This window comes from Marinobacter mangrovi (assembly GCF_016798325.1).
Lineage (GTDB): Bacteria > Pseudomonadota > Gammaproteobacteria > Pseudomonadales > Oleiphilaceae > Marinobacter_A > Marinobacter_A mangrovi.
In genome coordinates this window covers 396,432-409,294 of the sequence record NZ_JAERVO010000003.1, presented here as the reverse complement: position 1 = coordinate 409,294, position 12,863 = coordinate 396,432, and the positions used below count along the sequence as shown (strand labels likewise).

12 protein-coding genes are annotated in these 12,863 nt (G+C 63.6%); 2 read left to right on the top strand and 10 right to left on the bottom strand.

Annotated features, from left to right (window positions below; translation table 11 throughout):
- Positions 1–104 precede the first annotated feature (104 nt).
- Positions 105–1,637 (top strand): phosphoenolpyruvate carboxykinase, encoded by a 1,533-nt coding sequence (locus JL474_RS11530; RefSeq protein ID WP_203142173.1) that lies wholly within the window; start codon positions 105–107, stop codon positions 1,635–1,637.
- Between the two features lie 556 nt (positions 1,638–2,193).
- On the opposite strand, the gene JL474_RS11525 is transcribed toward JL474_RS11530, so the two are convergent.
- From JL474_RS11525 to JL474_RS11515, 3 genes are all read right to left on the bottom strand, one after another.
- Positions 2,194–4,275 carry a TRAP transporter large permease subunit gene (locus tag JL474_RS11525; protein ID WP_236012197.1) on the bottom strand — a complete coding sequence of 694 codons (2,082 nt, stop codon included), beginning with the start codon at positions 4,273–4,275 and terminating at the stop codon, positions 2,194–2,196.
- A gap of 37 nt (positions 4,276–4,312) precedes the next feature.
- Positions 4,313–5,332: a putative solute-binding protein gene (locus JL474_RS11520; RefSeq protein WP_203142172.1), complete on the bottom strand. Its 1,020-nt coding sequence runs from the start codon at positions 5,330–5,332 to the stop codon at positions 4,313–4,315.
- Between the two features lie 160 nt (positions 5,333–5,492).
- Positions 5,493–6,563: a hypothetical protein gene (locus JL474_RS11515; RefSeq protein WP_328797815.1), complete on the bottom strand. Its 1,071-nt coding sequence runs from the start codon at positions 6,561–6,563 to the stop codon at positions 5,493–5,495.
- Positions 6,564–6,952: 389 nt separating this feature from the next.
- On the opposite strand from JL474_RS11515, the gene JL474_RS11510 reads away from it, so the two are divergent.
- Positions 6,953–7,228: an HU family DNA-binding protein gene (locus tag JL474_RS11510; protein ID WP_123633771.1), complete on the top strand. Its 276-nt coding sequence runs from the start codon at positions 6,953–6,955 to the stop codon at positions 7,226–7,228.
- 44 nt (positions 7,229–7,272) lie between these two features.
- On the opposite strand, the gene JL474_RS11505 is transcribed toward JL474_RS11510, so the two are convergent.
- The 7 genes from JL474_RS11505 to JL474_RS11475 form a co-directional block, all read right to left on the bottom strand.
- Positions 7,273–8,241 carry a putative solute-binding protein gene (locus tag JL474_RS11505; RefSeq protein ID WP_223807832.1) on the bottom strand — a complete coding sequence of 323 codons (969 nt, stop codon included), beginning with the start codon at positions 8,239–8,241 and terminating at the stop codon, positions 7,273–7,275.
- 262 nt (positions 8,242–8,503) lie between these two features.
- On the bottom strand, positions 8,504–8,791 hold the full coding sequence (locus JL474_RS11500; RefSeq protein WP_123633773.1) for a hypothetical protein: 288 nt from the start codon (positions 8,789–8,791) through the stop codon (positions 8,504–8,506).
- Positions 8,792–8,906: 115 nt separating this feature from the next.
- Positions 8,907–10,199, bottom strand: a complete 1,293-nt coding sequence (locus tag JL474_RS11495) for a dihydroorotase (protein WP_203142171.1) — start codon at positions 10,197–10,199, stop codon at positions 8,907–8,909.
- A complete protein-coding gene (locus JL474_RS11490) occupies positions 10,196–11,203 on the bottom strand; it encodes an aspartate carbamoyltransferase catalytic subunit (protein ID WP_203142170.1) in 1,008 nt (335 codons plus the stop codon). Before JL474_RS11490 ends, JL474_RS11495 begins: the two co-directional genes overlap by 4 nt.
- Positions 11,204–11,207: 4 nt before the next feature.
- Complete coding sequence (gene pyrR / locus JL474_RS11485) at positions 11,208–11,735, bottom strand: bifunctional pyr operon transcriptional regulator/uracil phosphoribosyltransferase PyrR (RefSeq protein ID WP_123633776.1); 528 nt, start codon at positions 11,733–11,735, stop codon at positions 11,208–11,210.
- A gap of 93 nt (positions 11,736–11,828) precedes the next feature.
- Positions 11,829–12,257, bottom strand: a complete 429-nt coding sequence (ruvX, locus tag JL474_RS11480) for a Holliday junction resolvase RuvX (RefSeq protein ID WP_123633777.1) — start codon at positions 12,255–12,257, stop codon at positions 11,829–11,831.
- On the bottom strand, positions 12,250–12,807 hold the full coding sequence (locus JL474_RS11475; RefSeq protein WP_203142169.1) for a YqgE/AlgH family protein: 558 nt from the start codon (positions 12,805–12,807) through the stop codon (positions 12,250–12,252). The genes ruvX and JL474_RS11475 overlap by 8 nt, the downstream gene beginning before the upstream one ends.
- Positions 12,808–12,863: the final 56 nt, after the last annotated feature.

The following is a 12,863-nucleotide window of genomic DNA, read 5'->3' as shown; positions in this document are numbered from 1 at the left end:
CTGTGCGAACCCGATTGTTCATAAAACCGTCAGTTTCTGAGCCGGGCCGTTCCCGGGACGACGTCGGATCGAGCAATGCCGAAACCACCTAGGGCGAGGTTGAAGTGAGTAACACCTACACTGATTTGAGTGCAGCAAGACTGGTCGAACTGGCGCTGGAGCGCAACGAAGGCCGGCTGGCTGCGAACGGGTCTCTGGTCGTCAAGACCGGCAAACGGACGGGCCGTTCTCCGATGGACCGTTTTATCGTCGAAGAACCCAGCACCTCCGACGCCATCCACTGGGGCCCGATCAACCGCCCGTTCGATGCCGACAAGTTCGACGCGCTGTGGGATCGCGTGGAAGCTTACCTGGCGGACAAGACCCAGTTTGTCTCCAACGTCCACGTGGGCTCGGATCCGGAGCACTACCTGCCGGTCAAGATGACCACCGAAACCGCGTGGCAGAACCTGTTCGGCCGCACCCTGTTCATCCGTCCGGAGAGCTTCAACCCGGCGGACAAACAGGAATGGCAGATCCTCAACGCCGCCGGTTTTCAGTGCGACCCGGAGCGTGACGGCACCAACAGCGACGGCACCGTGATGATCAACTTTGCCAAGCGCAAGGTTCTGATCGCGGGCATGCACTACGCCGGTGAGATGAAGAAGGCCATGTTCTCCGTGCAGAACTTCCTGCTGCCGGAAAAAGACGTGCTGCCGATGCACTGCTCCGCCAACGTCGGCGAAGACGGCGAGACCTGCCTGTTCTTTGGCCTGTCCGGCACCGGCAAGACCACCCTGTCCGCCGATCCCGATCGCTACCTGATCGGTGACGACGAGCACGGCTGGGGTCCGGGCACGGTCTTCAACATTGAAGGCGGCTGCTACGCCAAGTGCATCGACCTGAGCCAGAAGAACGAACCGATCATCTGGGACGCCATCCGTTTTGGCGCCATCGTCGAGAACGTGGTGATCGACGACGAGACCCGCGAGCCGGACTACACCGACGTCTCCCTGACCGAAAACTCCCGCTGCGCCTACCCGCTGGAGCACGTGGAGAAGCGGGTCATCGAGAACCGCGCCGGTGAGCCGTCCGCGATCGTTTTCCTGACCTGCGACATGACCGGCGTCCTGCCCCCGGTGTCCCTGCTGAATAAAGAAGCGGCGGCCTATCACTTCCTGAGCGGCTACACCGCGCTGGTGGGCTCCACCGAAATGGGCTCCTCCTCCAAGCTGAAGTCCACCTTCTCCACCTGCTTCGGCGCGCCGTTCTTCCCGCGTCCGGCCGGCGTCTACGCCGAGCTGCTGATGAAGCGGATGGAAGAGTTCGGCAGCAAGGTCTATCTGGTCAACACCGGCTGGACCGGCGGCCCCTACGGTGTCGGCGAGCGTTTCAGCATCCCGACCACCCGCGCCATCATCAGCGCCATCCAGAACGGCGACCTGGAAGGTGCCGAAACCGAGCACCTGGACAAGCTGAACCTGGACGTGCCGAAAGTAGTCCCGGGCGTGGACAGCAAACTGCTGAACCCGCGCAACACCTGGAGCGACCCGGCCGAATACGACGCCAAGGCCCAGGAGCTGATCAACCAGTTCGTCGACAACTTCACCAAGTTCGACGTCTCCGACGCCATCGTGGCGGCAGGCCCCAAAGCCTGATCGGAAGCTGGTTTACGAGGCGCCCAATGGGCGCCTTTTTTGTGCCCAACGATGCATGAATACGCTCGCGGAGAGGTAGGTTGGCGCTGACGCAGGAAGCCCAACAATGAGCGGGCACCAGACGTTCCCGTTATCGCGAGACAGGCTTGGAGCATGGGTTCTCGAAAGCCGGCTTGGCGACCATTGGATTGGATGAGATTGGCCTCAAACCCGCCCTGTTGGGCTTCCTGCGTCAGCGCCAACCTATGAAGCTATCGCATTCATTGCCGACCATGATCGATGTATCCGGTGACGCTTGAAGCGCTAATTCCGAGGTTTATGGGAAGCGCATGAATACCCTTGCCGAAGGAGGGACAAGGACGTCCCGGTCGTATTAGCCGGCCAGGGAGGGCCGTCTAATACAGCGTGGGCAAGGGTATTCCTGCGGTTCCCTGGCACGAGCTGGCAACCCTGGAATTTGACTCACCGCATTTGAGAGAGGCATGTCGGGGCCCTTACGGGCCCTCCGAAGCTAAAGCGTCGGCTGCACAAGAGTCACTCCCGAGGGATCATTGAATCACGCATAAAACGCCAACGGCACAAACGCCACCAACAGCAACGCAATGCCCATGACAATCAACGGCATGATGATCCGTTCATGGCGTTGATAGAAGGTGCCGGTCTGGGCCATGGCCGCGGAGACTTCCGCTTCGCCCACCACCTGCCGGGTCAGCAGATGGTTGAGCGCCACCGGCGGGCTCAGGTAACCCAGTTCGAAGGCCACCAACGTGGTCATCCAGAAGTGGATCGGGTTGATGCCGCTGCTGTAGGCGATCGACGCCACGGTCGCACTGACCAGGATCACGGCACCAAACGCATCCATGATCATCCCAAGCACCACCAACACCAGCACCATCAGCACCATCGCCGCCCAGGGACTGGCGAAGGACTGCGGGAACAGGGACATGATCTCGGCCCGCTCGATCACCCCGCCAATACTGACCGACAGCCCCAGCAACAACAGCAACGCCCCGATTTCCGACGTCGTATCGTTGGTGGCCCCGCGGATACTGCGCTCGATGCCCTGATGATTCACGCGATCGCCGTCGGCGTGGCGGGCCCGTTTCAGGGTAATGTGCTCGTAAACCAGGATCGCCAGCATGATCACCGGCAGGATGCGCGGCGCCGAGAATTCGTCCATGCCCACGTCCAGCGCCCAACGGTAGAACAACACCACACCGGCGATGACCAGCACGTAGGGCACCAGCGGCACCAACTGGCGCAGCATGGCCGGCAGCGCCTCACCGGCCGGCGCCAGCTTGAGCGGGCTTTGCCGGTTAGCGCTCAGGGAAATGGCCAGGAACAGCACGGCGGTCAGCAGGAATACCCAGACGCCCCAGCCGAACAGATCGTCCGTGGTCACCTCCCGGTTCAGGTAGGCGATCACCACCACCAGCAGACAGGGCCGCAACACCACACCCAGCGAGCCGGACATGGCGGTGGCGGCCAGCGCCAGATGACGCCGGGCCCCGGCCGCCCGCAGCTCGCTGTAGATCACCGCGCCGGCCGCGATCACGAAGATCCCGGACGCCCCGGTGTAGGCCGTGGGCACCGCCGCCACGATCACCGCGACCACCGCCAGCATTTCAGGTGGCATGCGCCAGGGCCGGAACACATTGAACACCAGCGTCGCCAGCCGCGTCTGCTTGAGCATCATGCCCACCCAGACGTACAGCGCCACATTCAGGAACATGTCGGACAGTTCCATCATCTTGTCGAGATAAACCCCGATGCCCGCGGCGTGCCCCACCACAGCAAAATAGGTGCCCGAGATCAGGCACATGCCGGTATACAGCGGCACGGCGAGTCCCGCCTTGACCAGGTCACCGCCCGGTTTCAGGTCGGCGGGCGGCCGCGCCAGGCGATAGAGGCTGACCATCGTCAGGGCCAGGAAGCCGGCAATCCACAGGTCGTGCAGGATTTCCCGCTCCAAGGTGATGTCCGAGCCCGCATCATGGGAGGTCTGTCGGTACAACAGGCTGGAGCCCAGCAGCATGACGTTGGCCACGGTCTGCAGGAAATACGACAGGGTGTAGTCCAGACGGGTCTCGATGGCCCGCATGGCGATGTGATGACGGGTGAGCGTGGCGGTGGCGGCGCACAGCATCACCAGGACTACGAGGATGTAGCGCTGGGACGTCAGCCCCAGCGCAATGAGATCGGCGACAAACCCTTCCACCGCCCGATAGGCTTTCAGCCCCGGCGTCATCTGGCCCTGCAGGCTGGCATAGTCGGCGTGCTTCTCCCGGCACAGGGCGACGGCGTTCTCCACCGCCGCACGCACATCGGCCGGGTTCACCGTCTGTTCGCCGAGCAGGCCCATCAGCGGGTCATCCGCCGCCTTGCGGGAGTCAGCCAGTTTGCGCTCGACCTCGGTGTCGATGTCCCGGTTCGGATTGCAACCGGGTTCCACCGGATCCGACCGCAGCTTGTAGTACCCGCTCCAGAGCTGCTCGCCACCGCGCAGCATCTGGTTGTGGATATCGCTGCTGGTGGAGGAGATCACCACCAGCAACAACAGCAGGCACGCCGGCAGCGAGGAAAACCACTCCAATCCGGTTCGCGCGGCCGTTCGCTGGGTCATTACGGTTGCAGACATCGAGATCGAGCCTTATCGGTTTACGGTGTTGTTCGCCCTATTCGGCGGCGAGGGCGCATTCCGCCCGTGTCGCATCGTCCTTGCAGCGGATGGCCCGCATCAGCTTGAGAGCGCGCGCATCGTAGGTGCCGGCGTCGCGCAGGCTGACGCGGACCTCGCCCAGCATGCGGTCGTAGTCCGCCACCTGCTGCGGGGTCGGATGCATCCAGGTGGATGCCGGAATGTCCTTCTCTGCCTGCTGGATCAGGCCGTAAGCCTCGTCCACCCGGGACAGCGCGTAGGCCCGCATGCGATCGCCGTAGTTGTCGGGAAAGCGGTCACGATGGTCGATCATCTGGAACGTCATCTGCGCCAGGCGGTACTGGTAAATGCCACCGTCCGGATTGACGCCCTTGTAGAGTTCCAGCGGCTGGTAGGCTACTGCCGGCGCGTAGGCCAGGTCGACGCTGCCGTTATTGAACTTGCCGGCAAAGTTGGCGGAGTTGGCGCCCACCACCGAGGCGCCCACGTGACGCACCATGGTGACCGCGGCGTTGTCGTAGTCCAGTGTGGCGATCTTCTTGCCCTGCAGCTCTTCCACGGTGTCGACGTTGCGGTCCCGGATGAACAGGTAGATGGAGCCCGCCGGCAGGATACCCACGACCTCGTAATTGTCCTTCTGCAGGAGGCTGGCGGCGGACGGCTGGGCCAGGGTCTGCAGCAGGATGCGCATCTGGGCCTCGCTGGTCAGCGCACCAAGGGCCTCGATGCTGCCGGTGAAGTGGTTGTATTCCCGCGCCCGGGTGCCGGTGAGCAGCACCGAATCACACTGTCCGGCCTTGAAGTCTTCCGAGGCGATTTTCTCGTCGGTGTAGGCGCGCAGATCCAGGTCGACGCCCCAGCCCAGGGCCGTCGGGCGAACCGATTTCATCACGTTGAACAGGGGGCCATTGGAACCCACCGGATCAAAAACGCAGAAGGATCGCTTGATCACCTCCGCATTGGCTGCGTGAGCCAGGCCGGCGCCCAGCCAGAGTGTCAGGCCAAGGGCCGCCAGGGCCCGCTTTCCAAGTTGCATGTTGAGTGTCTCCGTCATTGTTATCGTTATGCGCTGTAGACGGGCTACAGCGGTGTCCCTACATCACGACCGCTCAACGTGATGCCGGCGGGCCTTACAGCACCGCCGCCAGTGCGGGCGCCAGTGTCCCGCAGACGGATTCCCCAACAGCCCGGTCGGCCTATAGCAGGGAATCCAGATCGATCACCTCACCCACCGGGGCCTCGTCATCCCAAAAGGTGCCGAGCCCGCCCATGGGCGTGCGGTGACCGGTGTTCTCCATCCACAACCGGTCGGAAATCGCCAGGATGTTGTGGGTGGCCAGTTCGTCGACCAGAGCCCACTTCGGGTCGGCCGGGCGTTTCTCGATGGCGTCGGCATGGCGGCGGATGACATCTTTCACCCGATCCATATCCCCCTTGTTCCAGGCGGCGATGGCGTGGAACACGTGGCTGATGCGAACACCCTCAGCCTCGCCGATGGCATCGGAGGCTTGCAGTCGTTCGAAGGCGTCTTCGCCATCCGGTTGGGCACCCGGGATCATCGCCCAGACGGTGGCCCGCAGGGCCATGGGCGCGCCCCACCATTTTTCGTTATCCAGGCAGCCGGAGGCGCGGGCCACGATCGAGCCGATATTCTTGGGCACACCGACCGGCGCGGTGGACTGGATTTCCGCGTTCAGAGCCTGCAACCCCGACAGCAGGCCGGCCAGGTAGATGAATTCGTCCATGTCCTCGTCGAAGTCGGGACATTCTTCAGTTTCCGGATCGCCGTAGAAGGCTTCAAAATGGCGCCAGCCCTTGAAATAACGCTGGGCGGCCAGGGCGTAATAGCGCTTCTGCAGGATAATGGCGTCCTCGGCCTGCTCCGGCTGACGGGCCCGCAGGGCGCCCATGCTTTCAAGCTCGGCTTCCCGCGCCCGGTCCTCGGCACAGCCACCGGCCTGCAGGCTCATCATCACCGCCAGCTGGTCCGGGTTGTCGGTGACCCGCCCGAACGACATCAACAGCGGCTGCACCGACTCGCTCATGGCGCAGGCCATCTCCAGATCGCGGGTCTCCAGCAGGTAAGGCATGGTGTGCTCTTTGGAGAAACCCTGCATCACGTCGCCGGTGGTGGAATAGATCATGTGGTTCACGACGCCACAGCCACTCAGCGAAGCGGCAGCCAGCGCCGACAACGCGACGGCGCGGGCGCGGCGTACCAGAGCTGGACGCCAGAATGAACGGGAAGCATCAGCACGTGTTGTCATACAGCCTGTCACCTTTTGGGTTCGCGGGAGCATCTGCTTACTCCCCTGTTTTTATTAGAAAGTTGCGGAACCGCTACGAGGTTGCTGCTGTCCGACGCATTCACGCTTTTTGTGCAGCACCGTCTAAAGGCACCCTGACATGGCACCACCTGTAACGATTTGTTACAGACCGGGATTATCCTCAAGTCCACAACGATTTTGTGAGACGGACGCCTCAAAGCCGCAATGACGGCGGCGGCTCTGCCCTGCTTCGGGATTGACAGCCTCCGCCGAAACGCTATACCTGTATGAAGCCTCAGGTAGGCTCACTATCGCCGGGCCGATACCCGGCAGCAGTCGGTGACGTCCCCGCAGGGCGCGTCACCTGTTCACCATCGAAGGAGAATTTCATGCGCAAACCCGAACTTGCCAGTGCCATTGCCGAGCAGACCGGTCTGACCAAGGAAAAAGCCGCCGAGGTCATCACCGCCTTTACCGATCAGGTGTCCGCCGCCGCCGCCAAAGGCGACGACATTTCACTGATCGGCTTTGGCACCTTCAGTGTCCGCAAGCGCGAAGCCCGGACCGGTCGCAACCCGCAGACCGGCGCTACCATGAAGATCGCCGCCAGCAAGACGGTGGGCTTCAAGGCCGGTAAAGCGCTGAAAGACGCCGTCGGCAAGTAAGCGCCAGCGGCCGGCTGCGTCCTGTAGCCGGCCCGGTTTCTCCCTTAACTGGACGCGCACTCCGCCCTGGAAGCATCCACGCGACAGCGAATCGCTTTCATCAGCTTGATCGCACGAGGGTCATAGACACCCTTGTCGAGCAGCGACAGGCGCACCTCCCGCAGCATCTGGTCATACTCCTGCACGTCCTCTTTCGGCGGGTACATCCACTCGTCCTCAGGAATCTCGGCTTCCGCCTGGGCAATGATCTGGTAGGCCTCGTTGATGCGCTTGGACGCTTCGTCACGCACCATTTGCCCGGCATCCTCGGGGAAGCGGTCGCGGTGCAGGATCACCTGGAAATTCATGTAGGCCACGGCGTACTTGAAGACGCCACCGTTGGGTTCAACGCCCTTGTAGAGTTCCAGCGGCGTGTAGGCCACCGCCGGCGCGTAGGCGATGTCGACGCTGCCGTTGTTGAACTTGCCGGCGAAGTTGGCGGAATTGGCCCCCACCACTGACGCGCCCACGTGGCGGACCATGGTCAGTGAAGCGGTATCGTAGTCGAGCGTGGCGATCTTCTTGCCCTGCAATTCCTCCACCGTGTCGATGTTGCGGTCGCGGGTGAACAGGTAGACCGCCCCACCCGGGAAGATACCGGCCACTTCGTAACGCTCGTTGGTGAGGAACGGCTTGGCCTTGGGCTGGCTCAGGGTGTTGAACAGCAGCCGCATTTCCTTCTCGCCGGGAATGGCACCCATGGCTTCGAGGCTGCCGGTGAACTTGTTGAACTCCCGGGCCCGGGTGCCGGTCAGCAGGACCGCATCGCACTGCCCGGCCTTGAAGTCTTCGGCGGCCACCTTTTCATCGGTGTAGGCGCGCAGGTCCAGTTCCACCCCTTCCCGCAGGGCGACCGGACGAAACGTCTTGGTGATGGCGAACAACGGGCCGTTGGCCCCGACGGGATCGAACACACAGAAACTGCGTTTGATGACCGCCTGCTCGTCCGCCTGAGCGGTTGCGGTCAGCAGCATACTGATAGACAAGGCCAGGCCACCGGTCAGGTGGCGCAGCCGGGATGGGCTGAACATGGGGCGCACTCCTGCTTATTCTTGTCATGCCTTGTGTCCGGCCTGGTTCATGGGTTGACCAGAAGGAACACCGGTGGCATCAGAATAGGAAGGCCCCGGAAGGGTTGCGTTGGCAGGAGCGCCCGGGCCGGTGGGGCATTGTTGCCACCAGCCATCGGCGACAGATCACAGCAGCCCGGACGGGCCGGCCTGCTGCGCCATCGGGCTATTCGGCGTTCTTGGCAGCGCTGGCGTCGGTGCCGCCGGCTTTTGTGCCGGTCTTTGAACCAGTTCCGCTTTTGCGGGCCGTGGAGCGCCGGTTGGGCGAGCTCTTGCTGGTTGTTTTCTTCTGCTGCTCGGCCAGCTGCTCCAGCAGCGTATCCACCCGCTTCTCCAGCGCCACCAACTGATGCTGCAGCGCCGTCTGCTTGTCGAGGGAATCAGTGGAGTTGCGGGAAATGGTCCAGAGCAGCCAGACAATCGCCAGCAACAGCAGGAAAGACAGGAATCCCATGGTGATCTCCGCCAGTTTGGGTCAGGAACCGCCGGCTCCGGTGAGCCGGCCCATAAGCCAGTCAGAGGCCCATTAAGTGTAGCAGGCCCGGACGGAACGGCAGCCTGCCAAGGATTCAGTCCTGCCGGGTGTACGCCACGTCGCCGTCGACCCAGACCTGGTTCACCACGCCCGGCAACGGTGTCCCCAGCAGCGGGGCGTGTTTGCCAACGGACAACAGCGAATCCGCAGACGCGGTCCAGTGTGCCTGTGGATCGATCCAGCAGAGATCGGCCACCTGCCCCACCGACAGCGACGGCGGCGTCAGTCCCAGCGCCTGGGCCGGGCCTGTAGTGAGGGCGCGGATCAGGGCCGGCAGCTCCAGCTCGCCCCGCTCCACCAGCATCAGGCCCATGGAAAGGACGCTTTCGATGCTGGACAGTCCGGCCTCGGTATCCCCCAGCGGCGCGTTCTTGGCCGCCGGATCGTGGGGCTGATGCTGACTGACGATGGCGCTGATGGCACCGCTGCGCACGCCTTCAATCAGCCCCTGGCGATCTTCCTCGGAACGCAACGGCGGTTGCAGATGGTAGCGGCTGTCGAAATCGGCCAACGCCTGTTCGGTGAACAGCAGATGATGCATGGCCACATCCGCCGTGACCGCGACGCCACGGCTGCGGGCCTGAGCCACCATATCCACACTGCGGGCGCAGGACAGCTGGCTCAGGTGCAGGCGCACGCCGGTTTCCTCGGCCAACAGGATCATTTCCATCACCGCGGCGGTCTCCGCCACCTCGGGAATGCCCAGCAGACCCAGGCGCGCCGTCACCAGCCCATCGTGGGCAAACCCATCCGCCGCCAGGGCGTGATTCTGCGGGTGCAGCATCAGGGTGATGCCGAAGGTGCGGGCGTAAGCCATGCAACGACGCAACACCCGGGCGTTGACCAGGGTTTCCGAACCGTTGCTCAGGGCCACGCAGCCGGCGCCGGTCAGGCCCACCATGTCACTCAGCAGCTCGCCGGACAGCCCCTTGGTCGCGGCGCCCAGCGGCAGCACCCGAATCGGCGCGTCGCGCTCGGCGACATCGCGAATGAGGTGGGTGATCGCACTGGAATCGTTGACCGGCGAGGAATCCGGAGCCGCGCAGACGGTGGTGAAGCCGCCACGCGCCGCCGCCCGGCTCTCGCTGGCAATCGAGCCCTTCTGGCCGTTGCCGGGCTCGCGCAGGTTGCAATAGAGGTCGATAAAGCCAGGGGTCAGCAGGCCGCCCGCGGCGTCCAGAACCGAATCCGCCGCGGCGGCATCCGCCTCGCTGCCGGTGGCGGCTATGAGCCCATCCCGGATCAGTAGCGACTGCTGTTCGTCCCGACCGGTATGAGGATCAATCACGCGGCCGTTTTCTATGCGCAGTGCCGGTGTGCTGTTCATGCCTGTCCCTCCGCATCCTGACCACGCTGGGCCCGCTGCCCGCCCATCGCCATGGACATCACCGCCATGCGGATGGCAATACCGTTGGTGACCTGGTTGAGGATCACCGAGCGCGGCCCGTCGGCCACGGCGGATTCGATTTCCACGCCCCGGTTGATCGGGCCGGGGTGCATGACGATGGCATCCGGCTTGGCGTAGGCCAGCTTTTCGGTGTTCAGGCCGTACACTTTGTAGAACTCCCGCTCACTGGGCAGCAAGGCGCCTTCCATGCGTTCGCGCTGCAGGCGCAGCATGATGATCACGTCGATGTCCTTGAGCCCCGAGCGCATGTCGTAAGCCACGGAGCAGCCCAGGCTCTCCACGTCCGTCGGCAGCAGCGTGCTGGGGGCAATCAGGCGCACCTCTTCAGCACCGAGGACGTTCAGCGCCTGGATCTGGGAGCGAGCCACCCGCGAGTGCAGGATATCGCCGACAATCGCCACTTTTAGCCCTTCGAAACCGCCCTTGTGCTGGCGAATGGTGAGCATGTCCAGCATCGCCTGGGTCGGGTGCGCGTGACGGCCGTCGCCGGCGTTGATGATGGCCACGCCCGGCGTCACCGATTGGGCGATGAAATGCGGCGCGCCACTGCGGGAATGGCGCACCACGAACATGTCGCTGGCCATGGCCTCCAGGTTAAGCAGGGTGTCGGACAGGGACTCGCCCTTGGAGGTGGCGGAGGTGCTGATGTCCAGGTTCAGCACGTCCGCCGACAGGCGCTTGGCCGCCAGTTCAAAGGTGCTGCGGGTGCGGGTGCTGGATTCGAAGAACAGGTTCACCACCGTGCAGCCCCGCAGCAGCGGGACTTTCTTGATGCGGCGCTCGCCCACTTCGATGAAGGAGTCGGCGGTGTCCAGGATGCGGGTGAGCAGCTCCCGGTCGAGGCCGTCGATGGTCAGGAAATGGCGCAGCTGGCCCTGTTCGTTGAGCTGCAGCGCGCGCGCTGAGGCGTCCGTTGTCGTCATCGAATCAGGCTCCTTTTGCCGGCGTTGCATCGGCCTGGCGCAGTTCCACGCTCAGTGGATCCGGGCCCTTGAGCTTGACCCGCTCATTGGCTTTCAGCGTCAGGGTCTGCCCCACCACGTCCGGCTGGATCGGCAGTTCCCGGGCGCCCAGGTCGATCAGCGTCGCCAGGATGATGCCGGCGGGGCGGCCGTAGTCAAAGATCTCGTTCATGGCAGCGCGGATGGTGCGCCCGCTCATGATGACGTCGTCCACCAGGATGATGTGGCGGTCCTCGGTCTCGAAAGGCAGATGGGAAGGCCGGACTTTCGGATTCAGTCCGATCCGGGAAAAGTCGTCCCGGTAGAAGGAGATATCCAGCTCACCAAAGGGCTCGTCCAGGCCCAGGCGCTTGTGCAGGATATCGGCGAGCCAGACACCGCCGGTACGGATGCCGATCAGTACCGGCCGTTCGATGCCACGCTCCTTGAGGAGGCGGCGCAGGCCCTGCTCGAGATCGTCGAGCAACGCGTCCACGTTCAGCAATGCCGTCATTGTAGTCCCCCGTGCGAACAGCGGCGCTAGTCTACCATGGCCAATCGGGGGAAGCAGCGGGCAGACGGGGTCGCAAGGCAGGGAGGCCGGCGGTCAGCCGTTGCTGGAAAACCAGGTCTCCAGAATGATGACTGCCGCCAGGTCGTCGACGCCGTGGGTGCCGAAATCACGGGAGCCGCCGCGGGCCATGACCTCGCCTTTGGCTTCGAAACTGCTGAGGCGCTCGTCCACCATCTCTACCGGATGATGGAAACGGCCGTGGAGGCGCTTGCCGAACTTGCGGGCACGCAGGCACATCTCGCTCTCGGTGCCGTCCATGTTCAGCGGCAGGCCGACCACAAACAGGTTGGGCCGCCATTCGTCCACGACTTTGGCAATTTCATCCCAGTTGGGTTGCCCGTCCCGGGCCTTGAGCATGGCCACCGGCTTGGCGGTGCCGAGCATTTCCTGGCCCACGGCAATGCCGATGCGGCGGGTGCCGAAATCAAACCCCATCACCCGGCGCTGACCGACCTCAGGCATGGCCCACCGTATCGGTCAGCTGGTTAAGGTCGATGCCCATGGCGCGGATGACTTCGGCGTAGCGCTGCTCGCTCTCCACCCGGAACAGCAGGTCGTGATTGGCCGGACACACCAGCCAGCTGCTGGTATTGAGCTCTTCTTCCAGCTGGCCGGGCGACCAGCCGGAATAGCCCAGGGCCATCAGGAACTCCGACGGGCCCTCACCGCAGCCAATGGCTTCGAGAATATCGCGGGACGTAGTCATGGTGAGCTGATCGGTAATGGCCATGGAACTTTGCCATTCCCCGAACGGACGATGCAGCACGAAGCCCCGCTCCGGCTGCACCGGGCCGCCGGCGTAGACGGGCTGGCTGACTTCCTCGCCGTCCAGGTCGAGCTGTTCCAGCACTTCACCTACGGAAATATCCAGCGGCCGGTTGATCACCAGCCCCATGGCCCCGTCGCTGTTGTGCTCACACATGAAGATCACGGTCCCGTGAAAACCCGGGTCCTCAAGATAGGGCGAAGCCACCAGCAGGCGGTTACGGAGTGAATCGTCAGCAATCGTCATAGGATCTAGTATTCGTGCGGAGGCGCGCCGGTGCAAGCCTGGAAATGTGACCGGCC